The organism is Sphingomonas sp. CBMAI 2297, assembly GCF_029870595.1.
Taxonomy (GTDB): Bacteria; Pseudomonadota; Alphaproteobacteria; order Sphingomonadales; family Sphingomonadaceae; genus Sphingomonas.
The window spans coordinates 25,259-49,218 of sequence record NZ_JAPDIR010000025.1 but is presented as its reverse complement, the minus strand read 5'-3'; the positions used below and the strand labels follow the sequence as shown (position 1 = coordinate 49,218).

Here is a 23,960-nt window from a genome sequence, read left to right as displayed (position 1 = left end):
CCTCGGGGCCGTGTCGACGGTGGGGCGGGCGCTGCATTTTCGCTCTCCTCCCGCAAGGGGCAGGCCGGGGAGGCGCGGGCCGGGTGCGCCGCCCGGCCCGGTTTTGCACGGTAAATCCACGCAACTCCGGCTTGGCATATAGGGGTCGCTCCTCTAGGGTCCGCGCCGCTCCCAGTATCCGTCGTAACCAAAGGCTCCGATGACCGCTCCCCGATTCAAACGCATCCTCCTCAAACTCTCGGGCGAGGTCCTGATGGGGCAGGGACAGTTCGGCATCGATCCGGACACCTGCGAGCGCGTGGCGCTCGAAGTGAAGGACGCCAAGGAGAGCGGCCTCGAGATCTGCATGGTCGTCGGCGGCGGCAACATCTTTCGCGGGCTCGCCGGCGCGGCCCAGGGCTTCGACCGCGCTTCCGCCGATTACATGGGCATGCTCGCCACGGTGATGAACGCGCTGGCGATGCAGAACGCGCTCGAGAAGATCGGCGTGGACACGCGCGTCCAGTCGGCGATCCCGATGGCCTCGGTCTGCGAGCCCTATATCCGCCGCCGCGCCGAGCGGCACATGGAAAAGGGGCGCGTGGTCCTGTTCGCCGCGGGCACCGGGCTGCCCTTCTTCACTACCGACACCACCGCGGCGCTGCGCGCGGCCGAGATGCAGTGCGACGCGCTGTTCAAGGGCACTTCGGTGGATGGCGTCTATGATGCCGATCCCAAGAAGGTGAAGACCGCAAAGCGTTACGATACGCTGAGTTACGACCGTGTCCTCGCGGACAATCTGAAGGTGATGGACGCCTCCGCGGTCGCCCTGTGCCGCGACAACGACATTCCGATCGTGGTGTTCAACATCCGCGATGCCGGCAACCTCACCCGCGTGCTGCGCGGCGAAGGCACTTCGACCATCGTTCAGAACGAACCCCAATACGCATAATAAAGGAGCCGATAATGGCCGCATACGACAAGGCCGACCTCGAGCGCCGCATGCACGGCGCGGTGGAGTCGCTGAAGCATGACCTGGCGGGCCTGCGCACCGGCCGCGCGAGCGCGACGCTGCTCGATCCGGTGACGGTCGAGGTATATGGCGCGCACATGCCGATCACCCAGGTGGCGACCGTCTCGGCCCCCGAGCCGCGCCTGCTCTCGGTGCAGGTATGGGACAAGACCAATGTCGGCCCGGTGGACAAGGCGATCCGCTCGGCGGGCCTCGGGCTCAACCCGATCGTCGACGGCCAGACGCTGCGCCTGCCGATCCCCGATCTGACCGAGGAGCGCCGCAAGGAGCTCGCCAAGCTCGCCAGCCAATATGCCGAAAAGGCCCGGATCGCGGTGCGCAACGTGCGCCGCGACGGCAATGACAGCCTGAAGGCCGACGAGAAGAAGGGGCTGTTCGGCGAGGACGACCGCAAGCGCCACGAGACCGAGGTGCAGAAGCTGACCGACAGCACCATCGCCGACATCGACGCGGCGGCGAGCGCCAAGGAAAAGGAAATCCTCGGCAAGTGAGCCTGGATTCCGCCTTTTCCTCGTATTTTCCCGTCACCTCCGCGAAAGCGGGGCGCCATCTCTCCGGCGGGCCTGTCACACAACGGCGGTTGTGCGGCGCGGCACCGGCAGGAGATGGGGCGCCGCTTTCGCGAGGGTGACGGGGGTGGTTCGCATCATGGCTGCCAAGCCTGCTCCCGCGTCGGAAGGCGCCGCGCCGCCGCGCCATGTCGCCATCATCATGGACGGCAACGGGCGCTGGGCGAAGAAGCGCCTGCTGCCGCGCATCGCCGGGCACAAGCAGGGCGTCGAGGCCGTGCGGCGGATCAGCCGTGCCGCGCGCAAGCTCGGCATCGAGGTGCTGACGCTCTATGCCTTCTCCTCGGAGAATTGGCGGCGGCCGGAGGAAGAGGTTCGCGACCTGATGGGCCTGCTCCGCCATTTCCTGGCGAGCGAGCTGGACGAGCTGGTCTCCGAGGGCGTGAAGCTCCGCGTCATCGGCGCGTGGCGCAAGCTGTCGCCCGATCTGGTCGCGATGATCGACGGGGCGATCGCCCGGACCGCGGGCAATCCGGGGCCGACGCTGGTGATCGCGCTCAACTATGGCGCCCAGGCCGAGCTGGCCGAGGCGGCGCGGCTGCTCGCCGATAAGGCGAAGTCGGGCGAGATCGATCCGGCGGCGATCGACGAGAGGGCGTTCGAGGCGGCGCTCGACACCGGCGACCTGCCGCCGCTCGACCTGCTGATCCGCACCTCCGGCGAGCAGCGCCTGTCGAACTTCCTGCTCTGGCAGGCGGCCTATGCCGAGTTCCTGTTCGTCGATACGCTGTGGCCGGATTTCGACGAGAAGGCGCTGGCGGACGCGCTGGGCGAATATGGCCGGCGCCAGCGGCGCTTCGGGGGCCTGTGAGCAAGAACGCGGACCTTCCGAAGCGGCTGGTGGTCGCCTTCGTGCTGATCGGCCTGGCCTTCGCCGCGCTTTATGCGGGGGGGCTCGGCTTCTGGCTGGTCGTCAGCGTCGCCGGCGTGCTGATGATGGGCGAGTGGGCGCTGCTCGCGGGCGCGAATTTCCGGGGCAAGCGGCTCGCCCAATATGCGGTCTCGGTGCCGCTCGCCGCGATGGCGCCGGACCTGGCGGCGGGCCCGGGATTCCTCGCGCTGGGCCTGATCATCGGCGCCTTCTTCTTCCTCATGATCGTCACCAGGCGCGCGCAGCTGGCATTCGGGGCCTTTTATGTCGGCCTGCCGATCCTGGCGCTGGTGCTGCTGCGCGAACAGCCGGAGCATGGCCTGTTGCTCACCTTCTGGGCGATGGCGCTGGTCTGGGCGTGCGACAGCGCCGCCTATTTCGCCGGCCGCGCGATCGGCGGGCCCAGGCTCGCCCCGGCGATCAGCCCGAACAAGACCTGGGCCGGGTTCCTGGGCGGGATGGCGGGCGCGACTCTGTTCGCCTTCGCGCTGGTCTGGCTGTGCGCGCTGCCGGCCGCGCTCGCCTGGGCGACGCCGGTGCTCGCGGTACTCGCCCAGATCGGCGACCTGTTCGAGAGCCATTTGAAGCGCGTGGCGGGGGTGAAGGATTCGGGCAACCTGCTGCCCGGCCATGGCGGCGTGCTCGATCGGCTGGACGGGCTGGTCGCGGCGGCTCCGGTGGCGGCGCTGCTGGTGCTCTGGCTGGTCCGATGAGGCGCAGCGTCACGATCCTGGGCGCCACCGGATCGGTGGGCAGCTCGACGCTCGACCTGATCGAGCGCGCGCCCGAGCGATTCGAAGTGATCGCGCTCACCGCCAATTGTGACGTCGAGAAGCTGGCCGCCGCCGCGATTCGCACCGGCGCGCGCCACGCCGTGGTCGCCGATGAAAGCTGCCTGCCGGCGCTTCGGGAGCGGCTGGCGGGGACGGGGATCGCCGCCGCGGGAGGCGCGCAGGCGGTCTGCGAGGCTGCCCGGATGGGCGCCGACTGGACGATGGCGGCGATCGTCGGGCTCGCCGGCCTGGGCTCCGCGATGGCGGCGATCGAGGGCGGCGGCACGGTGGTGCTCGCCAACAAGGAGCCTCTGGTCTCGGCCGGCGACCTGGTGACCGCGGCGGCACGACGCCACGGCGCCACGATCCTGCCCGCCGATTCGGAGCATAATGCGATCTACCAATGCTTCGATTTCGCCCGGCCCGAGCGGGTACGGCGGATCATCCTGACCGCAAGCGGCGGCCCGTTCCGCGATTGGGACCTGGAAGCGATGCGCGGCGTCTCTCCGGCCCAGGCCTGCGCCCATCCCAACTGGTCGATGGGCGCGAAGATCTCGGTCGATTCGGCGACGATGATGAACAAGGGGCTCGAGCTGATCGAGGCTGCGCGGCTCTTTCCCGTGGCGAACGAAGCGCTGGAGATTCTCGTGCATCGCCAGTCGGTTATCCACTCGATGGTGGAATATGTCGACGGTTCGGTGCTCGCCCAGATGGGCCCGTCGGACATGCGCGTGCCGATCGCGCACACGCTGGCCTGGCCCGACCGGATGGCAACGCCGATGCCGCCGCTCGACTTTGTGGCAATGGCAAGGCTGGACTTCGCGGCGCCCGATCCGGTGCGCTTCCCGGCATTGCGGCTGGCGCGCGCCGCGCTGGAGGCGGGGGGAGCCCGCCCGGCGATCCTGAACGCGGCCAATGAAGTGGCGGTGGCGGCCTTCCTTGCGGGCTGTCTCAACTTTCTTGAAATTGCCGCAATCTCTGCCGATACGCTTGAGCGCTATGACCCGGTCGCTCCGGAAAGCCTCGAAGCCGTTTGGGCAATCGACGCCGAGGCTAGGCGGATCGCGGGCGAGCGTGTGAAGGACGGCGTCGCTTGATTCAAAATCCCGGCATCCTGGTCACCATATTCGCATTCATGCTGGTGCTGGGGCCGCTCGTGTTCCTGCACGAGCTGGGCCATTATCTCGCGGGCCGCTGGTTCGGCGTGAAGGCCGAGGAGTTCTCGATCGGCTTCGGTCGCGAGGTGGCGGGCTTCACCGACCGGCGCGGGACGCGCTGGAAATTCGGCTGGCTGCCGCTGGGCGGCTATGTCCGCTTCGCCGGCGACATGAACCCGGCCAGCCAGCCTTCGCCCGAATGGCTCTCGCTGCCGGCGCAGGAGCGGGCGCGGACCTTCCAGGCCAAGCCGCTATGGCAGCGCGCGATCATCGTCGCCGCGGGGCCGATCATGAACTTCCTCATCGCGATCGCGATCCTGGGCGGCTTTGCCTATGTCAACGGCCGGCCCGTGACCCCGCCGGTGATCGGCAGCGTCCTGGAGGATGGCGTCGCGGCGAAGGCCGGGCTCCAGGTGGGCGACCGGATAACCGCGATAGACGGGCGCCGGATCAGCGATTTCTTCGACATCGCCGAGTTCACCATGATCCGCGCGGGCGAGACGGTGAGCATCGAATATCAGCGCGGCGGGCAGACCCGGCGCATCAGCGCCACGATCGGATCGCAGACCCTGAAGGATCGCTTCGGCAACCTCACGCACCGCGGCGTGCTGGGAATCGGGCGGAGCGATACCGTACTGAAGCCGGTGGCGCTCTGGGAAGCGCCAGGCGTCGGCCTGTCCGAGACCGTGCGGACCATGCGGAACATGATCGAGGGCCTGCAGCGCATCATCCTGGGACGAATCCCGGTGACGGAGCTGGGCGGCCCCATCAAGATCGCGAAAATCTCCGGCGAGTTTCTCGCGATGGGACCGGTCGAGTTCGTGTATCTGATCGCGCTGATTTCGATTAATCTGGGATTCATCAACCTGTTGCCAGTCCCGGTGCTGGATGGCGGCCATCTTCTGTTCTACGCAGTGGAAGCCGTTCGCCGCCGCCCGGTGGAGCCGCGGGTGATGGAATGGGCGTATCGTGGCGGTTTGGTCGCAATTCTCGCGCTCATGCTGTTCGTTACGTTCAACGATCTCGGCGCGTTCGGCGTGTGGAGAAGTCTGGCCGGGTTGATCGGCTGATGTGGTTCGTGCAGGGCGGTGCAAGCCGCGTGGCTGACGGCCGGGTATTTTGATTCCGACTGGGGTGGGATGGTGACTGCGATCAAGGCAACGAAAATCGGCGCGCGCGCCACGGCGACCCTCCTCGCGGGCACCATGCTCTCGGGCATGGCGGCCGCACAGACTGCGCCCCAGACGGCTCCGGCCGGCACGCCCCCGGCAGCGCAGGCCGCTCCTGCTCCCGCCGTTCCCGCTCCGGTGACGCGCACGATCAAGTCGATCCGCGTCCAGGGCTCGCAGCGCATCGAGCCCGAGACGGTGATGAGCTACACGCGCCTGCGCGTGGGCGACGCCTATACCAACGAGACGATCGACCAGGCGATCAAGGACCTGCTCGCCTCGGAACTGCTCGCCGACGTGACGATCGAAGGCGTCGAGACCGGCGACCTGGTGATCCGCATCCGCGAGAACCCGGTGATCAACCGCGTGATCTACGAGGGCAACAAGCGGCTCAAGGAAGACAAGATCAAGAAGGAAGTGAAGCTGGCCCCGCGCCAGATCTTCACGCGTACCGCGGTCCGCGCCGACGTGGCGCGCATCGTCGAGCTCTATCGCCGCCAGGGCCGCTTCGCCGCCGTGGTCGAGCCGAAGATGGTCAGCCTCGACCAGAACCGCGTCGACGTGATCTTCGAGGTGCACGAGGGCCCCAAGTCCAAGGTCCGCCAGATCAACATCATCGGCAACACCGTGTTCTCCGACAGCAAGCTGCGCGGCGAGATGGCCACCAAGGTGGCGAGCCTCACGCACCTGATGAGCTCGAACACGAGCTACGACCAGGATCGCCTGGCCTATGACCAGCAGAAGCTGCGCCAGTTCTACCTGACCAACGGCTATGCCGATTTCCGCGTGATCTCGGCCGTGGCCGAGCTGACGCCGGACAAGAAGGACTTCATCATCACCTATGTGGTGGAGGAAGGCCCGCGCTACAAATTCGGCCCGGTGAGCGTCGACAGCGCGATCCGCGACTTTGACGACAAGCGGCTCGCCGCGGCGCTCAGCATCAAGGAAGGCCAATGGTATAACGCCAAGGCCGTCGAAGACACGGTCGAGCAGCTGAGCGAGACCGCCGGCATCGCGGGCTATGCCTTTGCCGATGTGCGCCCCGAGTTCCAGCGTGACAAGGACACGCTGACCATGGCGATGAACTTCCACATCGCGGAAGCCAATCGCACCTATATCGAGCGCATCGAGATCACCGGCAACCGCCAGACCCAGGACAAGGTGATCCGCCGCGAGTTCCGCGTGGCCGAGGGCGACGCCTTCAACACCTTCCTGGTCAAGCGTTCGCAGGACCGCATCAACTCGCTCGGCTATTTCCAGGACAAGTTCGAGATCGAGCGCGTCGAGGGCTCGGCGCCGGACCGCATCGTGCTCAAGGCCAATGTGGAAGAGCGCGCCAATGGCGAGCTGACGCTGTCGGCCGGCTTCTCGAGCCTCGAGCAGTTCATCCTCCAGGCCTCGATCCGCCAGCGCAACTTCCGCGGCATGGGCCAGACCGTGTCGGCCTCGGTCGACTATTCGACCTATTCCAAGTCGGTCGAGCTGGGCTTCACCGAGCCCTATCTGTTCGACAAGAACATCGCGCTGGGCGGCACGATCTTCCGTCGCGACTATAACGCGTTCAACTATATCGGCTCGGACCGCTCGACGACCTACAGCCAGGTCTCGACCGGCTTCCAGATCGTCGCCGGCGTGCCGCTGACCGAATATTGGACGCTGTCGGGCCGCTATTATCTCGCCCAGGACAATGTGACGCTCGACAAGGCGAGCTTCTACACGAACGGCGTCTGCGATCCGCTCAAGGCCGGCCGCTATTATTGCGAGGCGGTGGGCAATCGCATCACGTCGCTGGTCGGCCTGACGCTGACCTATGACAGCCTGAACAGCCGCATCCGCCCGACCCGCGGCCAGCGCCTGTCGGTGAGCGGCGACTTTGCCGGCCTGGCCGGCGACGTGCGCTATCTGCGCGCGCGCGCCAATGCCGACAAATATTGGAACGTCGGCGGCGGCTTCATCGCATCGGTTTCGGCCGAGGGCGGCCTCATCCACAGCCTGGAGAAGGCGAGCGGCCCGGGCATCGATCCGGTGCGCATCACCGATCGCTTCTATCTGGGCGAGCCGCAGTTCCGCGGCTTCGACATCCGCGGCGTCGGCCCGCGCGTCCAGCGCATCAACTATACCGGCGATCCGACCACGGGCACGCAGCTGCTGGTCACCGATCGCGACCAGATCGTCGACGACGCGATCGGCGGCAAGGCCTATTACCTCACCAAGGCCGAGCTGGAGATTCCGCTGGGCGCCGGCGCCGCCGAGATGGGCCTGCGCCCGTCGATCTTCATCATGGCGGGCAGCCTGTTCAACATCACTCGCCCGGGCAAGACGATCGAGTTCGCTCAGGCGACGGATACCAACGGCAACCTGCTGTACAACAAGGACGGTTCGCCGACGCTGCTGCCCAAGGACAACTTCATCAAGGATTCGGCGGGCAATCAGCTCTACATCGTGAGCGGGTCCGACCCGACCTATTCGGGCTATTACACGACCTGCAAGGTCGGTTACGCGGCGAGCGCGACCGCGCCGTGCGTCGGTACCTCGATCAATGCCATCGCCAATCAGCCGATCGCGCCCTTCTTCGAGCGCTATGTCGGCGACACCGCTTCGCCGCGTCTGTCGATCGGCTTCGGCGTGAACTGGAATTCGCCCTTCGGCCCGCTGCGTATCGATGTGGCCAAGACGTTGCTCCATGCAAAGGGCGACGACACCAAGCTTGTAACCTTCAATGTGGGGACTCAATTCTGATGATTACCAAGAAGCGCATTCTCGCCGCGCTGCTCGCGGCGCCCGCCGCGCTTGTCGTCGCGGCTCCCGCGCACGCACAGGTCAACGGCATCGCCACCGCCAGCCCGGTCCGCGTGATCGACTCGAGCAAGGCGTTCACGGCTGCCCAGCAGCAGATCCAGACCACCTACAAGGCGGCGTTCGACCAGATCAACGCCCGCCGCCAGGCCGCGCAGAAGGAAGCCGAGCCGCTCCTCGCGCAGCTCGACACCAACAAGGACAAGAAGGTCGACGACGCCGAGCTCAAGGCGGCCCAGGCCGCCAAGAACCCGGTGCTCGACAAGATCGCCGCGATCCAGAATGCGGCGAACACCGACGTCCAGAAGCTGAGCAACCCGGCCGCCCGCGCCGAGCTGTTCGCGATCGAATCGATCCTGCGCCAGTATGAGCCGGCGCAGCTGCGCGTCGTCACCGCGCGCAAGATCAGCGTCGTGCTTTCGCCGGAAGTCTTCATGTACGCGCCCGATTCGGCCGACATCAGCGACGCGATCACCGCCGAGCTCGACAAGTCGGTGCCGACCGTGAGCATCCAGCCGCCGGCCGATTGGCAGCCGGCGCGCGAGACGCTGGCGATGCAGCAGCAGCTGGCCCAGATCGAGCAGATCCGCGCCTATCAGGCGGCTGCGCAGCAGCAGCGCGCGGCGGGTGCCGCTCCGGCGCCGGCGGCGCCCGCGGGTGCCAAGCCGGCCGGCAACAAGCCCGCCGAGCCGCGGTGAGCGAGGACGTTTCGGCAGCCGCCGCCGCTCCGGAGAAGTCCGGGGGCCCGCTGAACATTCAGCGGGTGATGGCGGCGCTGCCGCATCGCTACCCGATGCTGCTCGTCGATCGCGTCGAGGAACTGGTCCTCGACCAGCGGATCGTCGCGATCAAGGCGGTCAGCATGAACGAGGAGTTCTTCCAGGGGCACTTCCCGGGAAGGCCGATCATGCCCGGCGTCCTCCAGGTGGAGGCGCTGGCGCAGGCGGCGGGCGTGCTGGCGGTGGAGAGCCTCGGCCTCGCCGGTTCGGGCAAGCTCGTCTATTTCATGACGATCGACGGCGTGAAGTTCCGCAAGCCGGTCGAACCCGGCTGCCTGCTTCGCCTCGAGGTCGAATTCGTCCAGAAGCGCTCGCGCGTCTGCAAGTTCGCCGGTCGCGCGATGCTCGATGGCGAAGTCGCCACCGAGTGCGAGTTCACCGCGATGATCGCGGATCCGCCTTCGGCGTGATCCATGGCCGCGGGGCGGGCCCCGCAGCCGATTGCCGGCGCCGCGCAGCCCCAGGTTGCGCGGCGCTCGCGTCTCTGCTAGGCGCGCGCCTCCGCTGCCGGTCGGAAACCGGCGGCTTTCCAAGGAATTCGACGTGAAGAAAGACACTCACCCCGACTATCACATGATCAAGGTGCAGATGACCGACGGCACCGTGTACGAGACCCGCTCCACCTGGGGCAAGGAAGGCGACACGATGACCCTCGACATCGATCCGCTGGCCCACCCGGCCTGGACCGGTGGCTCGCAGCGCCTGCTCGATCAGGGTGGCCAGGTCGCGCGCTTCAACAAGCGCTTCGGCGGCCTCAACCTCGGCAAGAAGTAATTTCCCGGGCTTTCGGCGCGTTACGACGTTAACGCGCCGTTAGCCAGCCGGGGCTAGCTTGCCCGTCATGGCAAGCGCAGCACGAGCATTCGCAGCGGAATTCGAACCGGCCGAGGAGCTTGGCCGCCGGCGTTCGATGCGCGCGCCGGTGTCGCTCGACGCGAAGATCGGCCGGGGCGGCCTTGATCGCGCGCTGTGCAAGGTGGTCGACGTGTCGCTGCACGGCGCTCGCATCCAGACCTATTCGCTGATCAAGGCCGGTTCGATGATCTGGCTGGCGCTGCCCGGGATCGGGCATGTCGCGGCGCGCGTCGTCTGGTCCAGCGATTTCGAGGCGGGCCTCGAATTTCAGGCCGCGCTGACTCCCGAAGCCTTCGAGACACTTACGACGCAGCGATAGCGTTCACGACGCAGCGATGGCGTTGCGCGTCGAAAGGCGGCGCGGGCGGATTGCGCTTGCCCGCGAGATAGGACATTCTTGCCCTAATTCACCTGCTGGGGAAACTGGTGATGATCAAGGGTCTGCTGCTTTGCGCGGCGGCATGTGCCGCGCCCCTGACGGCGATGGCGGGCGATCGGGACCTGCCGATCGTTCCCAATCTCAAGGCCTTGCTCGCCTCTGATGGTGCCGCGCGCACGCCTCCCGGCCGCAGGCTGGCCCGGCCACGGCCGACCACCTATGTGCCGATCGCCTATCATGGGCTGGAGCGCGGCGAGATTCGTGCCCCGACCGCGACCCTGCTGCCGCAGGAGCCGATTCGGCTCACCAGCACCTTCTCGATCGCCGAGCTGCGCGCCCGGCCCTTCCGGACTTTCGCCACGCTGGATACCGGCGCCGACGCGACCAGCGCGCGGGGCGGCAGCTGGGCCGTGTACGACATACTTTCCGATCACCGGAAGCCGCGCTTCCGCCGCTCGGCGCTGAGCACGATGCTGGTGCTGCGCATCGACGGCGAGGAGGGAAGCGCGCCGCTCAGCGTGGGCGGCGGCGGGGTCGCCTCCGCGCTGTGGCAGGTGATGCCGGGGAACTGAGGCCCGGCGCGCGCCGCCCCGGCGAGGGGGCTGGGCGTTCAGTTGGCCTTCTGCTTCTGCGCGACGAGATTGAGCACCTGGGCGGCATATTCGTTGCCCGGATCGAGCGCCTTGGCCTGGTTCGCGGCATTGGCGGCGCCGGGCAGGTCGCCCAGCGCGATGAAGGCGATGCCCTTCACCGCGATCAGATTGGCGCGGCCGGGGCCGTCCATGTCGCGATCGCTGGCCAGGAACCGGTCGATGAACGGCGGTATTTCGCCATAGGCCGAGAGGCTGAGCAGCGTCGCGACATATTCCTTGATCAGGTCGTGCTGGTTCGGCGCGATCGCCAGCCCCTTGGCGTAGCTGGTCTTGGCGCCCGCGAAGTCCTCCATCTCATACTGGATCCAGCCGACGGCATAGGCGAGATCGGCATGATGGAGGTTGGTCAGCACGAAATTAGCGCCGGCGGGGAAGCCGTCGATCGCGCGGCCGGCCTTGCTGGCGTCGGCATAGGCCAGATACTGATGCTCGTCATAGACGCGCACCTCGCCGCCGCAGCGCTCGGGCGCGGGCATGGCGGCGGGGAGGGACGCGTAGCGCTTCTGAAGAACCGGGAGCAGCGCGGCGAAGCCGGGCTTGTCCTGGGCCTTTATCAGCGCAAAGGCCTGTTCGATCTCGGGCTGGGCGGCGGCGGCCCAGGCGGCCTTGTCCTCGCACGGGCCGGCAAGGGCGGTGCCCGGCACGAGCAGCGCGAGGGCGGCGATGGTTGCGAGCCAGTTTCCGTGCATGCCCATGTCCCCCTGGGTTGCTTGGCGGAGAGGGTGGGATTCGAACCCACGGTACGCTTGCGCGCACGGCGGTTTTCAAGACCGCTGCCTTAAACCACTCGGCCACCTCTCCGCGTCGCCGCCTGCGCTAATGCGATCCGCGACGATCCGCTACAATTTGTTGACGAAAGCGGATGGCGGGGGGTTCTGCATCCGGCTGCCCTGTGGCACAAAAAGCGCATGCGGGGATCGAGTGGCGTAATGCGTAGCCTGTTGGCGCTTGGCGTGGCCGTGATCGCGGCGGCGCCGGTGGGCGCACCCGCGATCGCGCAGGATGAGAGCGGGTTCCAGGCCTATCTGGGCGAGCTTTCGCGCCAGGCCGCGGCCGAGGGCGTGAGCCGGCGGACGATCGATTCGGTGATCCCGACGCTCACCTACAATGCGCGCGTGGTGCAGCTGGACCGGCAGCAGCCCGAGACCGCGCCCAACGCGCCCATCTCCAATTTCGAGCCCTATCGCCGCGCGCATGTCGATGCGGCGCGGATCAGCCAGGGTCGCGCCGCCTATCAACGCCAGCGGCCCCGCCTGCGCCGGATCGAGGCCGAGACCGGCGTGCCCGAATCGATCATGGTCGCGATCTGGGGGCATGAGACCAATTACGGCCGGGTGATGGGCAATTTCGACCTGCCCCGCGCGCTCGCCAGCCTGGCCTATGAGGGACGCCGCCGCGAGCTGTTCGCCGGCGAGTTCATCGCCACGCTCAAGATGATCGATCGCGGCGTGCCGCGCGAGAAGCTGGTCGGCAGCTGGGCAGGAGCGTTCGGCGGGCCGCAATTCCTGCCCTCGGTCTATCTCCGCCTCGCCCGCGACGGCGATGGCGACGGCATGGCCGATATCTGGACGAGCGAGCCCGATACGCTGGCCTCGATCGCCAATTATTTCGTCAACGCCGGCTGGCGCAAGGGCCAGCCCTGGGGCTTCGCGGTGAGCGTGCCGGCCAATCTGAACCGCGCCGCGCTGGTCAACAAGACCAGGTCCCCGCGCTGCCCGCGCGTGTTCGAGCGGCATAGCCGCTGGAAGACGATGGCGGAGTGGCGGGCGCTCGGCCTGGTGCCGCAGACCCGCGCCTGGCCGGGCGACAATATCCAGGCGACGCTGCTCGAGCCCGACGGGCCCGGCAAGACCGGCTATCTGCTCACCGGCAATTATCGCGTGATCCTCGACTATAATTGCTCGAATTTTTACGCTTTGTCGGTAGGCCTGCTCGCCGATGAGGTCGAACGCTAGCATTTTCGCGCTCTCGCTCCTGGCCCTTGGCGGGGGAGCTCCGAGCCATGCCCAACCCGTGCAGCGGCAGGGCTCCGTCGGCGCGCAGGCCTATGGCGGGCCGCAGTCCCAGCCGGACGACCTGTCCGCCGAGACCTGGCGCGCCGCCGACGGCACGATTCGGACGCGGCCCGCGCGCGTGCAGCCGCAACCGCAGCCGGCTTCCGAGCCGGTGGCAGCGCAACCCGATCCCCAGCCCGAGCCGCAGCCGCAATGGGCCGATCCCGCGCCCGCCGCGCCGCAATCGGGCACCCCGGGCGCATCCTATGCCGTTCCGGGCAGCGCGCCCGTCCGCAAGACCCAGGCCGCGCCCATGCCGCGGCAGGAGCAGCCCCGGCCGCGCCAGGCGCCCCCGCCGCAGGTCGCGACGGTGATGCCCGACGGCTTTACCGACCCCGCAGCCGGCGTGACGGGTCCCAGCGGCTCGTCCCAGCCCGCGCCGGGCGAGACGCCGCGCTATGACGAGATCGGCTATGCCGGCGTCCGCCCGGTGAGCGGCGGCGGCGCGATGGACCAGTCGGTGGTGGCGGTGCATCGCTCGCTGCCGGCCAATAGCTATGTCGAGGTTACATCGCTCGACACCGGCAGGACGATCCTGGTGCTGGTCACCGGCACCGATCCCGGCGCCGATCATCCCATCGACCTGTCGGCGGGCGCGGCGCGGCTGCTCGGCGCGAGCGGCGACTCGATCGGCGTGCGAATCCGCACGGTGAACCCGCCGGCGATGGACAAGGCCGCGCTCCAGGCCGGCCGGCCGGCCGGCGATCGGGCCGACGCGCCCCAGGTGCTGCTCACCGCGCTGCGCAAGCGGCTTCCCGGCGCCCCCGGCCATGCCGGCGCCGTTCCGCGCGCGCCGAGCGTCGCCGCGCCGGCCTATAGCCCGCCGCGACCCACCGCAGCGCCGCGCCCGGTGCCCGTGCGCCCGGCACCGGCGCCCGCGCGCCCGGCCGCCGGCGGCAGATATATCGTGCAGGTCGCCGCACTTTCTAACGCCAGCCGTGCACAGGCGCTTGCCCAAAGCCTAGGAGGCTTCGTAAAGCCGGGTGGCGGGCTCCATCGCGTCCAGCTCGGTCCCTTCGCCACGGCGAGTGAGGCCGAAGCGGCACGGCGGCGCGCCGCGGGCGCGGGCTATGGAGATGCGCGCGTCCAAGCCAACTGAAAGGCCGGACGAATCACATGAAGAAGTTGCTTGCCGCATCGTTCCTGGCGCTTGCCGCCGCCCAGTCCACGAATGCCGCAGGCCCGCCGCCGTTCGAGACGCCGGCGCCGATCGCCTATATGGAGGACATGTCCTCCGGCGCGGTACTCTACGCCAAGGATGCCGACCGGCGGATGCCGCCGGCCTCGATGGCGAAGATGATGACGGTCTATGTCGCCTTCGACCTGATCAAGAAGGGCGAGCTGAAGCTCGACAAGCAGATCGAGGTGACGCCCGAGACCTGGAAGAAATGGCACAGCCAGGGCTCGACCATGTTCCTCAGCGTCGGCCAGAAGCCGACCGTCTCCGATCTGCTCAAGGGCATCGTCACCCTGTCGGGCAATGATGCCTGCGTCGTGCTCGCCGAAGGCATTTCCGGCACCGAGGAAGCCTTTGTCCAGCGCATGAACGAGGCGGGCAAGCGCCTGGGCCTGACCAACAGCCATTTCGGCACTTCGAACGGCTGGCCCGACAATGGCGTGACCTATGTCACCGCGCGCGACCTGGCGCATCTCGCCAAGGCGACGATCCAGGATCATCCGGACCTCTACAAGCAATTCTATTCGCTCACGAGCTTCACCTGGGGCAAGACGCTGGGCGCCGGCGCCGACATCACCCAGGCGAACCGCGACCCGCTGCTCGGCCGGGTGCAGGGCGCCGATGGCCTCAAGACCGGCCATACCGACGAGGCCGGCTATGGCTTCACCGGCTCGGCCGAGCAGAATGGCCGCCGCCTGGTGATGGTGGTGGCCGGGCTCACCACCTATAACGGCCGCGCCGATGAATCGGTGAAGTTCATGAACTGGGGCTTCCGCGCCTGGCAGGCCCGCCCGCTGGTCAAGAAGGGCCGCAAGGTGGGCGAGGTGCAGGTGCAGGGCGGCACGTCGGGCAGCGTCGGCGTGGTCGCCCCGCGCGACCTGACCGCCACGGTCCCCGCCGGCACCGCGCCCGAGATGCAGGCGCGCATCGTCTATAACGGCCCGGTCCAGGCCGGCTTCAAGGCGGGCGACCATATCGCCGACCTGGTGGTCGATTCGCCCGGCCTGCCGTCGCAGACCGTGCCGCTGGTGGCGGAGAAGGATGTGAGCGAGGCGGGGTTCTTCGGCCGTGCCTGGCGCGGCTTCTGGTCGCTGTTCGGGATGTGATCGCTCCCTCTCCCCTTGGGAGAGGGAAGGGGCCCGCCCGGCGCAGCCGAGCGGGAAGGGCGCGGGTGAATTTCATCCGGCCGCCCTCACCCTTCCGGCGCTGCGCGCCTCCCTCCCTCTCCCAAAGGGAGCGGGACTTATGCTGATCGGCAACGAACCCGCCCGCGAGGCGCTGGCCGCCGCGATGCGGAACGGCAACCTTCATCATGCCTGGCTGATCGCCGGGCCGGAGGGGGTGGGGAAGGGCATGTTCGCCAGGGCGGCGGCGCTGCGCATGCTCGCGGAGGCAGCGGCGCGCGACTCGCTCGCGCCCGGCTGGGCCGTGCCGCCCGAGAGCCAGACCGCCCATCTGATCGAGGCGGGCGCGCATCCGGACTATCGCGAGCTCGTCCGCCTGCCCAAGGATCCGGACAAGCCCGACGAAGCGCTGGCCCGCTCGATCACGATCGCGCAGGTCCGCTCGCTCCAGGCGCTGTTCGCGACCAAGCCGAGCTTCTCCTCCCGCCGCGTCATCGTGATCGACGCGATCGACGATCTCGAGCGTGGCGGCGCTAACGCGCTGCTCAAGAATCTGGAGGAGCCGCCGGCGGGGACGATCTTCCTGCTGGTCAGCCATGCGCCCGGCCGGTTGCTGCCGACGATTCGCTCGCGCTGCCGGCTGCTGCGCTTCGAGGCGCTGGGCGACGGGGACGTGGCGGAGATCCTGCGCGCGCAGCTGCCCGATGCCACCGCGGGCGAGATCGCCGCGCTGGTCAGGGCGGGCGAAGGCTCGCCGGGCCGGGCGCTCGGCTTTGCGGGGCTCGACATCGCATCGATCGAGACCGAGATGGCGGCGCTGGCGGATACCGGGGATCCCTCCAACCTGATCCGCGCGCGCCTCGCCAAGCAGCTCGGCGCAAAGGCCGCGCAACCGCGCTACGAGGCGTTTCTCGAACGTGCGCCGAGCTTCATCGCCGAGCGGGCAAAGGCCCTTTCCGGAGATGCGCTGCGCACGGCGCTCGATGCCTATGCCGCCGCGCGCGAGCTGGGAGGCGCGGCGACCGGGTTGTCGCTCGATGCCTCGGCCACGGTGTTCGAGATGGGCGGCATCCTTGCGCGGCTCGGGCGCACTTAACGCCGTCTTAGGCAGATCGCCCTATTTCCGCCCCTGAGCGAGAGGGGGATATCGATGAGCGCGATCACGGGCATTTCGGGCATCGGCGGCAATGCGACCGCGCAGCCGGCCGCTACCAACGGGTCGGGCGGCACCAGCTTCGATGCGATATTGGAGGCCTTCAAGAAGGCTGCGAGCGAGACGCCCGAGCAGCGCGCCCGCGACGCTGTGCTCAAGAAGCACGATCTCTCCGAGGAAGATTACAAGAAGCTGCCGCCCAGGGAAAAGGAAGCGATCGACAAGGAGATCGCCGCGGCGGTGCGCAAGGTGCACGAACGCCGGACCGGCGTGGCGATCGGCGATGCGCCGGTGTCGACCGAGAAGCTGTTGGGCTGAGTCCTAGCCGCCCCAGCCCAGCAGCTCGTTGGGATCGGGCGTGTCCTCCATGTAGAGCGGCTTGCTGGGCCTTTTGCTCTTCTTCTCGAGGATCGGGTCATAGGCGGCATCGCCGCCCTTCCTGCTGAGCTTCATGTCGCGGGTGAGATAGTCGCCGGTGAGCAGGTTCCAGCTGATCGCATGGCCGTCATGCGCATAGGTGCGGCTGTAGAGCGTGGCGTCCAGGCCGATCAGCCGCATGCGGGGGCTGGGGCCGGGCTCCAGCCGATAGCGATAGATGATGTTCACCGCGGTCGTGCCGCCGACCAGGTCAGTGATCTTGAGCACGCCCCTGGCAATGCTCACTTCGGCCCCGCCGAGCGGATCGGTGTCTAGCTTTAGCGTTCCGACCGTTACCAGCCTGCCGCCGGCGCGCAGCATCGCCTTTGCCGTCCGCGTCTCCTCGCCGCGGCCGATCAGCACGGTGTCGGGCCGGCCGTCGCCGTTCAGGTCGCCCTCGGTGACGCTTTCGACTTCCTCGCCCCGTGCGAGCTGGGCCTTGATCTCCGGCGAGACCTGCTGGGCCATGGCCGGCATGGCGATCCATAGTGCCGCGAGCGCCGCGATCCGCATGGGGTTCCTCCGCCGCATGGTGCAACCCGAGACTAGCATGTGCGGCGCCCAGCCTCTAGATGCGCCGGATGGCCGAGCCCTTCTACATCACCACCGCGATCCACTATCCCAATGGCCGCCCGCATATCGGGCATGCCTATGAGATGATCGCGGCCGACGCGATCGCCCGTTTCCAGCGCCAGCAGGGCCGCGACGTCTTTTTCCAGACCGGCACCGACGAGCATGGCCTCAAGATGGTCAAGACGGCGCGCGAGCGCGACATGACCGCGCGCGAGCTGGCGGACGAGATGTCCGGATATTTCAGCGAGATGGCCGAGAAGCTTGATATCTCGTGCGATCGCTTCATCCGCACCGCCGAGGCCGATCACTACAAGGCGAGCCAGGCGATCTGGCAGGCGATGGCCGATGCTGGCGACCTGTATCTCGATCGCTACGAAGGCTGGTACTCGGTGCGCGACGAGGCGTTCTACGAGGAGAAGGAGCTGGTCGCGAGGGAAGGGGGCGTGAAGCTCTCGCCCCAGGGCACGCCGGTGGAGTGGACCGCGGAGGAGACCTGGTTCTTCCGCCTGTCCAAATACCAGCAGCCGCTGCTCGACCTCTATGCCGCCAACCCCGACTTCATCCGCCCGGAATCGCGCCGCAACGAGATCCTCCGCTTCGTCGAGGGCGGGCTGGCAGACCTGTCGGTCTCGCGGACCAGCTTCGACTGGGGCGTGCCGGTGCCGGGCTCGCCCGGGCACGTCATGTACGTCTGGGTCGATGCGCTGACCAATTACCTGACCGGCGCGGGCTATCCCGACGACGACACGCGGCTGGCGCGCTACTGGCCGGCAGATATCCATCTGATCGGCAAGGACATTGTCCGCTTCCACACCGTCTATTGGCCCGCCTTCCTGATGTCGGCGAAGATCGCGCTCCCGAAGCAGGTGTTCGGGCACGGCTTCCTGCTCAATCGCGGGGAGAAGATGTCCAAGTCGGTCGGCAATGTCGTCGATCCGATGGCGCTGGCCGAATATTATGGCGTCGACGCGCTGCGCTATTTCCTGCTGCGCGACGTGAGCTTCGGCAATGACGGCACGTTCAGCGACGAAGCGATCGTCACGCGCGCCAATGCCGATCTGTCGAACAGCTTCGGCAACCTGGCCCAGCGCACGCTCGCCTTCATCGCCAAGAATTGCGAAGGGCAGGTCGAGGCCGGGCGGGCCGAGGAAGCGGATGCGGTGCTGCTCGCCGAGGTCGACACCGCCTGTGCCGGCTTCACCCGCGCCTTCGAGGATCTGGCGCTCAGCCAGGGCGTCGAACTGTGGATGACCGGCGTGTTCGCCTGCAACCAGTATATCGACGCCCAGGCGCCCTGGGGGCTGCGCAAGACCGATCCGGAGCGGATGCACGCCGTGCTCGGCACGCTGCTGCGCGCGATCCGGCGTCTTGCCGTCACGATCGCGCCGGTGGTGCCGGGTTCGGCGGCGAAGCTGCTCGCGCAGCTGGGGCCGGAGGGCGATCCGGACTTCCGCATCGCCGCGCCGACGCCCATCTTCCCGCGCCTGGAGCTGAAGGAAGACGCGTGAACCTTGCCGACAGCCATTGCCACCTGATCTACAAGGGCCTGGGCGAGCAGCAGCCCGAGGTGCTGGCGCGCGCCCGCGCGGCCGGCGTGGTCGCGATGCTCAACATCTCGACCCGCGAGCGCGAATGGGATGAAGTGATCGGCGTCGCCGAGCGCGAGCCTGACGTCTGGGCCTCGGTCGGCATCCATCCGCACGAGGCGGACGCGCATCCCGAGATCGACGCGTCGAAACTGGTCGAGAAGGCGCGCCACCCGCGCGTTGTCGGCATCGGCGAGACCGGGCTCGATTATTATTACGACCATAGCGACCGCGATCGCCAGCGCGCGAGCTTCCGCGCGCACATTGCCGCCTGCCGCGAGACCCAGCTGCCGCTGATCGTCCATACCCGCGATGCCGAGGCGGATACCGCCGAGATCCTGCGCGACGAGATGGCGAAGGGAGCGTTCCCCGGCGTGATCCACTGCTTCACCGCGAGCCGGGAATTCGCCGATATCGCGCTCGAGCTGGGCTTCTACATCTCGATCTCGGGCATCGTGACCTTCAAGAACGCGCATGACCTGCAGGCGACCGCGGCGCGGCTGCCCCTGGATCGCCTGCTGATCGAGACCGACGCGCCGTTCCTGGCCCCGGTGCCGCACCGGGGGAAGACGGGGGAGCCGGCCTTTGTCGCCGACACCTGCCGCTTCCTCGCCGGCCTGCGCGGCGAGGATGCCGCGGCGCTGGCCGAGGCTACCCGCGCGAACTTCCACAAGCTGTTCGCCAAGACGCTGGCATGAAGCTGCGCATCCTCGGCTCCGGCACCTCGTCCGGCGTGCCGCGGATCGGGAACGACTGGGGCAGCTGCGATCCGGCCGAGCCCCGCAACCGGCGCACCCGCGCCTCGGCGCTGGTGTGGACCGGGACGACCCGGATATTGATCGACACCAGCCCGGATTTTCGTGAGCAGGCGCTGGCGGCCGGCCTCAGCGATCTCGACGCCGTGATCTGGACGCACGATCATGCCGATCATTGCCATGGCATCGACGACCTGCGCCAGATCATGCACGCGCGGCGGGGCGAGCCGGTGCGCGGCCTGGCCCGGCCCTTCACCCTGGCGCAGCTCGAGAAGCGCTTCTCCTATGCCTTCCGGGGCAGCAGCCTCTACCGGCCGACCGTGGCGATGGAGCCGCTGCCCGACGCGATCCGGATCGGCGATATCCATATCCGGGTCGTGGACCAGCCGCATGGCGGGATAAGCTCCGCGGGGCTGCGCTTCGACAGCAATGGAAAATCCATGGCATATGCCATAGATTTCAATGAGATGACGCAGGATATGCGTTTTCTGTATCAGGATCTGGACCTTTGGGTGGCCGATTGCCTCCACCGGTCGCCGCATCCCACGCATGCGCATCTCGATGCCGTGCTGGGCTGGGTACAGGAGCTGGCGCCGCGGCGCACCTTGCTAGCCCATATGGACAATTCGATGGACTATGCGACGCTCGTCGCGACACTTCCCGCCGGAGTCGAGCCGGGTTTCGACGGCATGGAGATCGCGATATGAGCGACGGGCGCATCCTCCAGCTGCTGCTGTTGCTCGGGGCGCTGATCCTCGCCTTCAGGGCATTGTCGGCCCAGCGCATCGACCTGCGCGGCATCCTGCAGGCGCTGGCGCTCTGGGCGATCATCGGCGTGGCGATCGTGGTCGCGATCCTGATGTATCAGCGCTAGGAGCCGCCCCGCCGGCGCGGGATGACGGGCTCTGCTGATTGAGTCGTGATCCTAGCGCAGGTCCAGCACGACCTGTTGATAGAGCTTCTCCGGCGCGAGCGCCTCGGTCGAATAGAGATTCGACTGCGAATCGAGTTCGGTGACCAAGGTGCGGCGCGGCACTTCGGTCTTGCGATCCTCGCTGCCATGCTTGCCGTGCTTGGTCGACAGCACTGAAGTCAGCCGGCCCGGGCCGCGCCTGTCCGACTTCTTGGCGAAGCGGCGCCACATGCTGCGCGGGGTGGCGTTGCGGCTGCCATGGTGGCCGACCTTGTACAGATCGACGTCGTCGAGCAGCGACGCCATGTCCGATTGCAGCGCATAGGCCCAGTTCTCGATCTGCGCATCGCCGGGGAACAACAAGGTCTTGGAGCCCGCCTTGAGCAGCAGGATGACGCTGGTGTTGTTCATCTGCGCGTCGAGCGCCCGCACCAGCCCGACCAGCATCTCCGTATTGGCGGTATCGATCCGCTCCTGAAGCCAGCGATGCTCGAGAAGCGGCTTCGAACGAAGCCGGTGCTTGGCGTTGGGGAAAAGCAGCCTGTCCTCGCCGCCAAGGGCCAGCGCGTCGCCCAGGCGCTTCGGCGCGAGCTGCCAGAACTCGTCGGGATCGCTCGAGCGCTGCTTCCGGATCGTGTCCGTCTGCCGCAGCGTGGGCGGGCCCAGGACGTGCACGTCCAGCCCCGGCAGTACCGAGGCGAGCCCCAGGTCGCAGCCATGATAGGCATAGCGTTTCTCGCCGGGCATCGCCTGCAGATTGTCGATCGCCGATCGGTTCGAGAGATTGTCCTGCCCGATGAAGCGGAGCTGCTCCGCCAGTGCCTTGGGAAGCTGACCCGCCTGGGCGTCGGCAAAGGCGACCAGCGCGCCGGCCGCATCCTCCATGGCCTGGAGCGACGCGCGGCGCTGCCGCAATGCCTGCCCGGTGACGTCGGCTTCGGGGCCCTCCCAATCGATGGGCGCTTCGGGCGCCTCGGTCCAGGGCTGGACGATGAAGCGCGGATCGAGCGCGCGGATCACGTCGCCCGATCCCGCGCCATTATTGGTCGCGAAGCCGCTGATATGGTCGGCATGGCGATGCGTGGCGACCAGCACGTCGAGGCGCCGGCCGGAGTCGCCTTCGCGGACCTTCGCCTCGATGTCCCGGGCGATCTCGAGCATCTGCGTCTTCTCGGCATGCTCGGGCAGGCCGGTCGTGCCGAAGTCGATCAACATGTGGCGGAGGCTGCCGCCGGGATAGGTGAAGCGCACCAGGATACAGTCGCCAAAGCCGACCTGATAGGCATAGATCGTCGCGGTTTCCGGAGCTGCGGACATGTTCAGGCTCCCATGCGCTGCTGGTGAAGGACCGCGAAGCGGAGCCGGTCGGGCGCCGCCGGCGCGCCGATCTGCCCGGCATCGACCATATATTGCGCGCGGCTCAGCTGGCGCTCCGCATCCTCCAGCCGGTTGGCGATGTGATATTTCACCCGGCCATATTGATCGAGGATCAGCACGCCGCCGCCATAGGCGGTGTAGCGATCGCTGCTCCGCATCCCCTCCGGGCGCTCGGCGCCGAGCACGGCCTTGAACTCGGCGCCGAACAGGTCGGCGCGCTGCACATATTGGCAGACCGTCTCGTGCAGGGCGATGCCGTCGGGGCCGATCCGGCTTGCCGGGTCGATCGAGATCACTTCGGAATAGGCGCGGGCGCTCAGGTCCAGCGTCTCGCGATTCTCCCACAGGAAGCGGAACAGCTCGTCGCGGCTTCGCGTCATCGCCTGGTAGTTCGAACGGGCATAGGTCAGCGCGCCGTCGGCGGGATAGCGCTGCCAGCACCCTTCCGCATCGCAGGCGGCGCCTTGCGGGTGGATGCCGTAGCGCTCGAACATGGTGCGGATCGCCGCGCGATATCCCCATTCGTCCTCGGGGACGAGCTCGCGGTCTGCGGTGAGCAACGCGCTGAGATACTGGCCGAAATCGAGATCGGTCGGCGGGCAGTAATCAAGGGCGCGGATCGCCATGTTGAGCAGGTGCCCCGCCAGCTTCGCGCCCTCCTCGACGACCGCATCCAGATTGTAGCTGTCGCCCGCGAAGCGCCCGAGCTGGGCGATCCGATCGCTCCACAAGGCGACAAAGGCGTTTATCATCGCCGCGACGAGGATCTCGCCGCGCGCATGCTCCTCCACTTCGCCCTGAAGCAGATGGACAGCCTCGGGCGTGAGCCCGACCGAGCGGCGAAGCGCGCCGCGCTGGCCGGTCTCGAGCGCCTCGCCAACTTCGCGGGCCACGCCGAGCAGGATCGATTCGCGGATCGCCTCGGCGGTCAGCTTGCTGACCGAAACCAGCCGGATGGTGCGATCGGTGTCGGCGAAGCGCCCGTCCTCTCCGATCGCCGCGGCGACGACGGGCTTGAGCGAGAAGATCGAGAGCAGGGCGACGATATCGGCGAAACCCTCGTGGAAGGCCGCCTGGTCCGGGCCGGAAGGCTCGGTGAAGCGCGAGCGCAGCCCGTCGAGCAGGGCATGCGCGGTCTCGTGCGCAACGATGTCGTGGCTGAGGCAGGTGAAGACCGGCTGTCCGTCGCGGCGGAAGAAATAGCCGAACATCAGCGCGCGATCGGGCTCGGAATAGAAGGCATTGGCCTGGGCGAAGGCGTGCGGCGCGATGTGGAGCTGGTGGCCGCCGGAGCTCCAGCTCACCCGGCGCCCCAGAGCGCGCTCGAAGGCGCCCAGCGTGCGCATCGCGATCGCATAGGCGTTCTGCGCATGGAAATTCGGATCGGCCAGCAGGCGGCGCTGATAGGCCGGATCCTCGCGCGTCTCGCCGGGGAGCGGCGCGAACGGGTCGACCAGCGTGCCGTCGCGCGTCTGATATTCCTGCTCGTCCAGATAGGTGCGGCGCTCGGTCGCGTTATAGTCGACGACCTTGATCCGGTAGCCGGTCGGCCCCTTGGCGAGGATCTCCGCCGGGACGCTGACTTCCACGAAGGCCATCGGCCCGTCGGGCCCCAGGCGCAGCCCGGGATCCTTGGCGATGATGGTAAGCTTGCGTGTTGGCGGCGGCTCGGACACGCGATTCTCCCCCTCGACATCCCGATGCCGCAAGGTAATCGTTTCGACGGCGAAAGCCAAGCGAGGCAGCGAAGCGATACAATTGCCTGTATCTGGAAAACATCCGTATCGGATTGTTCCACGATGTGGAAATTATTCCGGT

Annotated in this window: 25 protein-coding genes and 1 tRNA gene; 21 read left to right on the top strand and 5 right to left on the bottom strand. The window is 67.8% G+C overall.

What is annotated here, in order from left to right:
- Positions 1 to 199 precede the first annotated feature (199 nt).
- The 12 genes from pyrH (at position 200) to OMP43_RS22350 (ending at position 10,932) form a co-directional block, all read left to right on the top strand.
- The gene (pyrH, locus tag OMP43_RS22405; protein WP_280281786.1) at positions 200 to 931 is read left to right on the top strand and encodes a UMP kinase; all 732 of its coding nucleotides are present in this window, start codon (positions 200 to 202) and stop codon (positions 929 to 931) included.
- Positions 932 to 945: 14 nt separating this feature from the next.
- Positions 946 to 1,503 carry a ribosome recycling factor gene (gene frr, locus OMP43_RS22400; RefSeq protein ID WP_280281785.1) on the top strand — a complete coding sequence of 186 codons (558 nt, stop codon included), beginning with the start codon at positions 946 to 948 and terminating at the stop codon, positions 1,501 to 1,503.
- 157 nt (positions 1,504 to 1,660) lie between these two features.
- On the top strand, positions 1,661 to 2,392 hold the full coding sequence (locus OMP43_RS22395) for an isoprenyl transferase (RefSeq protein ID WP_280281784.1): 732 nt from the start codon (positions 1,661 to 1,663) through the stop codon (positions 2,390 to 2,392).
- A complete protein-coding gene (locus tag OMP43_RS22390) occupies positions 2,389 to 3,165 on the top strand; it encodes a phosphatidate cytidylyltransferase (protein WP_280281783.1) in 777 nt (258 codons plus the stop codon). Before OMP43_RS22395 ends, OMP43_RS22390 begins: the two co-directional genes overlap by 4 nt.
- Entirely contained in the window at positions 3,162 to 4,322 is a 1,161-nt protein-coding gene (gene dxr / locus OMP43_RS22385) for a 1-deoxy-D-xylulose-5-phosphate reductoisomerase (RefSeq protein ID WP_280281782.1), read from the top strand. The genes OMP43_RS22390 and dxr overlap by 4 nt, the downstream gene beginning before the upstream one ends.
- Entirely contained in the window at positions 4,319 to 5,452 is a 1,134-nt protein-coding gene (locus OMP43_RS22380) for a M50 family metallopeptidase (RefSeq protein ID WP_280281781.1), read from the top strand. The genes dxr and OMP43_RS22380 overlap by 4 nt, the downstream gene beginning before the upstream one ends.
- Before the next feature lie 69 nt (positions 5,453 to 5,521).
- Entirely contained in the window at positions 5,522 to 8,290 is a 2,769-nt protein-coding gene (gene bamA / locus OMP43_RS22375) for an outer membrane protein assembly factor BamA (RefSeq protein ID WP_280281780.1), read from the top strand.
- Positions 8,290 to 9,045 (top strand): OmpH family outer membrane protein, encoded by a 756-nt coding sequence (locus tag OMP43_RS22370; protein WP_280281779.1) that lies wholly within the window; start codon positions 8,290 to 8,292, stop codon positions 9,043 to 9,045. The genes bamA and OMP43_RS22370 overlap by 1 nt, the downstream gene beginning before the upstream one ends.
- Complete coding sequence (fabZ, locus tag OMP43_RS22365; protein ID WP_280281778.1) at positions 9,042 to 9,536, top strand: 3-hydroxyacyl-ACP dehydratase FabZ; 495 nt, start codon at positions 9,042 to 9,044, stop codon at positions 9,534 to 9,536. Before OMP43_RS22370 ends, fabZ begins: the two co-directional genes overlap by 4 nt.
- Positions 9,537 to 9,669: 133 nt before the next feature.
- On the top strand, positions 9,670 to 9,900 hold the full coding sequence (gene rpmE / locus OMP43_RS22360) for a 50S ribosomal protein L31 (RefSeq protein ID WP_086130097.1): 231 nt from the start codon (positions 9,670 to 9,672) through the stop codon (positions 9,898 to 9,900).
- A 67-nt stretch (positions 9,901 to 9,967) separates the two neighbouring features.
- Complete coding sequence (locus tag OMP43_RS22355; RefSeq protein ID WP_280281777.1) at positions 9,968 to 10,300, top strand: PilZ domain-containing protein; 333 nt, start codon at positions 9,968 to 9,970, stop codon at positions 10,298 to 10,300.
- A gap of 110 nt (positions 10,301 to 10,410) precedes the next feature.
- Positions 10,411 to 10,932 carry a hypothetical protein gene (locus OMP43_RS22350; RefSeq protein ID WP_280281776.1) on the top strand — a complete coding sequence of 174 codons (522 nt, stop codon included), beginning with the start codon at positions 10,411 to 10,413 and terminating at the stop codon, positions 10,930 to 10,932.
- Between the two features lie 38 nt (positions 10,933 to 10,970).
- On the opposite strand, the gene OMP43_RS22345 is transcribed toward OMP43_RS22350, so the two are convergent.
- Positions 10,971 to 11,702: a hypothetical protein gene (locus tag OMP43_RS22345; protein WP_280281775.1), complete on the bottom strand. Its 732-nt coding sequence runs from the start codon at positions 11,700 to 11,702 to the stop codon at positions 10,971 to 10,973.
- Positions 11,703 to 11,724: 22 nt separating this feature from the next.
- Positions 11,725 to 11,814: transfer RNA gene (locus tag OMP43_RS22340), tRNA-Ser, on the bottom strand.
- 128 nt (positions 11,815 to 11,942) lie between these two features.
- Here OMP43_RS22340 and OMP43_RS22335 point away from each other — a divergent pair.
- From OMP43_RS22335 to OMP43_RS22315, 5 genes are all read left to right on the top strand, one after another.
- Positions 11,943 to 12,968 (top strand): lytic murein transglycosylase, encoded by a 1,026-nt coding sequence (locus tag OMP43_RS22335; protein ID WP_280281774.1) that lies wholly within the window; start codon positions 11,943 to 11,945, stop codon positions 12,966 to 12,968.
- The gene (locus tag OMP43_RS22330) at positions 12,952 to 14,166 is read left to right on the top strand and encodes an SPOR domain-containing protein (protein ID WP_280281773.1); all 1,215 of its coding nucleotides are present in this window, start codon (positions 12,952 to 12,954) and stop codon (positions 14,164 to 14,166) included. Before OMP43_RS22335 ends, OMP43_RS22330 begins: the two co-directional genes overlap by 17 nt.
- A gap of 17 nt (positions 14,167 to 14,183) precedes the next feature.
- Positions 14,184 to 15,350 carry a D-alanyl-D-alanine carboxypeptidase family protein gene (locus tag OMP43_RS22325; protein ID WP_280281772.1) on the top strand — a complete coding sequence of 389 codons (1,167 nt, stop codon included), beginning with the start codon at positions 14,184 to 14,186 and terminating at the stop codon, positions 15,348 to 15,350.
- 139 nt (positions 15,351 to 15,489) lie between these two features.
- Positions 15,490 to 16,464: an AAA family ATPase gene (locus tag OMP43_RS22320; protein WP_280281771.1), complete on the top strand. Its 975-nt coding sequence runs from the start codon at positions 15,490 to 15,492 to the stop codon at positions 16,462 to 16,464.
- 54 nt (positions 16,465 to 16,518) lie between these two features.
- Positions 16,519 to 16,839, top strand: coding sequence for a hypothetical protein (locus tag OMP43_RS22315; RefSeq protein ID WP_280281770.1), 321 nt, complete (start codon positions 16,519 to 16,521; stop codon positions 16,837 to 16,839).
- Between the two features lie 3 nt (positions 16,840 to 16,842).
- On the opposite strand, the gene OMP43_RS22310 is transcribed toward OMP43_RS22315, so the two are convergent.
- Positions 16,843 to 17,451 carry a hypothetical protein gene (locus OMP43_RS22310; protein ID WP_280281769.1) on the bottom strand — a complete coding sequence of 203 codons (609 nt, stop codon included), beginning with the start codon at positions 17,449 to 17,451 and terminating at the stop codon, positions 16,843 to 16,845.
- Positions 17,452 to 17,519: 68 nt separating this feature from the next.
- Between OMP43_RS22310 and metG the strand changes: the two genes are divergently transcribed.
- From metG to OMP43_RS22290, 4 genes are read left to right on the top strand one after another with little or no spacing between them, the layout of a single operon-like run.
- A complete protein-coding gene (gene metG / locus OMP43_RS22305; protein ID WP_280281768.1) occupies positions 17,520 to 19,019 on the top strand; it encodes a methionine--tRNA ligase in 1,500 nt (499 codons plus the stop codon).
- Entirely contained in the window at positions 19,016 to 19,795 is a 780-nt protein-coding gene (locus OMP43_RS22300; RefSeq protein ID WP_280281767.1) for a TatD family hydrolase, read from the top strand. Before metG ends, OMP43_RS22300 begins: the two co-directional genes overlap by 4 nt.
- Entirely contained in the window at positions 19,792 to 20,559 is a 768-nt protein-coding gene (locus OMP43_RS22295) for an MBL fold metallo-hydrolase (RefSeq protein WP_280281766.1), read from the top strand. Before OMP43_RS22300 ends, OMP43_RS22295 begins: the two co-directional genes overlap by 4 nt.
- Entirely contained in the window at positions 20,556 to 20,726 is a 171-nt protein-coding gene (locus OMP43_RS22290; RefSeq protein ID WP_280281765.1) for a hypothetical protein, read from the top strand. Before OMP43_RS22295 ends, OMP43_RS22290 begins: the two co-directional genes overlap by 4 nt.
- Positions 20,727 to 20,777: 51 nt before the next feature.
- On the opposite strand, the gene OMP43_RS22285 is transcribed toward OMP43_RS22290, so the two are convergent.
- A complete protein-coding gene (locus tag OMP43_RS22285) occupies positions 20,778 to 22,082 on the bottom strand; it encodes an MBL fold metallo-hydrolase (protein WP_280281764.1) in 1,305 nt (434 codons plus the stop codon).
- A gap of 2 nt (positions 22,083 to 22,084) precedes the next feature.
- Entirely contained in the window at positions 22,085 to 23,818 is a 1,734-nt protein-coding gene (locus tag OMP43_RS22280; RefSeq protein WP_280281763.1) for a hypothetical protein, read from the bottom strand.
- Positions 23,819 to 23,960: the final 142 nt, after the last annotated feature.

Excerpts from the sequence above, each read along its gene's own strand:
- pyrH (WP_280281786.1), top strand. The coding sequence starts at position 200 with ATGACCGCTCCCCGATTCAAACGCATCCTCCTCAAACTCTCGGGCGAG.
- frr (WP_280281785.1), top strand. The coding sequence starts at position 946 with ATGGCCGCATACGACAAGGCCGACCTCGAGCGCCGCATGCACGGCGCG.
- OMP43_RS22395 (WP_280281784.1), top strand. The coding sequence starts at position 1,661 with ATGGCTGCCAAGCCTGCTCCCGCGTCGGAAGGCGCCGCGCCGCCGCGC.
- dxr (WP_280281782.1), top strand. The coding sequence starts at position 3,162 with ATGAGGCGCAGCGTCACGATCCTGGGCGCCACCGGATCGGTGGGCAGC.
- bamA (WP_280281780.1), top strand. The coding sequence starts at position 5,522 with ATGGTGACTGCGATCAAGGCAACGAAAATCGGCGCGCGCGCCACGGCG.
- OMP43_RS22370 (WP_280281779.1), top strand. The coding sequence starts at position 8,290 with ATGATTACCAAGAAGCGCATTCTCGCCGCGCTGCTCGCGGCGCCCGCC.
- OMP43_RS22355 (WP_280281777.1), top strand. The coding sequence starts at position 9,968 with ATGGCAAGCGCAGCACGAGCATTCGCAGCGGAATTCGAACCGGCCGAG.
- OMP43_RS22350 (WP_280281776.1), top strand. The coding sequence starts at position 10,411 with ATGATCAAGGGTCTGCTGCTTTGCGCGGCGGCATGTGCCGCGCCCCTG.
- OMP43_RS22345 (WP_280281775.1), bottom strand. The coding sequence starts at position 11,702 with ATGCACGGAAACTGGCTCGCAACCATCGCCGCCCTCGCGCTGCTCGTG.
- OMP43_RS22335 (WP_280281774.1), top strand. The coding sequence starts at position 11,943 with ATGCGTAGCCTGTTGGCGCTTGGCGTGGCCGTGATCGCGGCGGCGCCG.
- OMP43_RS22330 (WP_280281773.1), top strand. The coding sequence starts at position 12,952 with ATGAGGTCGAACGCTAGCATTTTCGCGCTCTCGCTCCTGGCCCTTGGC.
- OMP43_RS22325 (WP_280281772.1), top strand. The coding sequence starts at position 14,184 with ATGAAGAAGTTGCTTGCCGCATCGTTCCTGGCGCTTGCCGCCGCCCAG.
- OMP43_RS22320 (WP_280281771.1), top strand. The coding sequence starts at position 15,490 with ATGCTGATCGGCAACGAACCCGCCCGCGAGGCGCTGGCCGCCGCGATG.
- OMP43_RS22315 (WP_280281770.1), top strand. The coding sequence starts at position 16,519 with ATGAGCGCGATCACGGGCATTTCGGGCATCGGCGGCAATGCGACCGCG.
- OMP43_RS22310 (WP_280281769.1), bottom strand. The coding sequence starts at position 17,451 with ATGCGGATCGCGGCGCTCGCGGCACTATGGATCGCCATGCCGGCCATG.
- metG (WP_280281768.1), top strand. The coding sequence starts at position 17,520 with ATGGCCGAGCCCTTCTACATCACCACCGCGATCCACTATCCCAATGGC.
- OMP43_RS22295 (WP_280281766.1), top strand. The coding sequence starts at position 19,792 with ATGAAGCTGCGCATCCTCGGCTCCGGCACCTCGTCCGGCGTGCCGCGG.
- OMP43_RS22290 (WP_280281765.1), top strand. The coding sequence starts at position 20,556 with ATGAGCGACGGGCGCATCCTCCAGCTGCTGCTGTTGCTCGGGGCGCTG.
- OMP43_RS22285 (WP_280281764.1), bottom strand. The coding sequence starts at position 22,082 with ATGTCCGCAGCTCCGGAAACCGCGACGATCTATGCCTATCAGGTCGGC.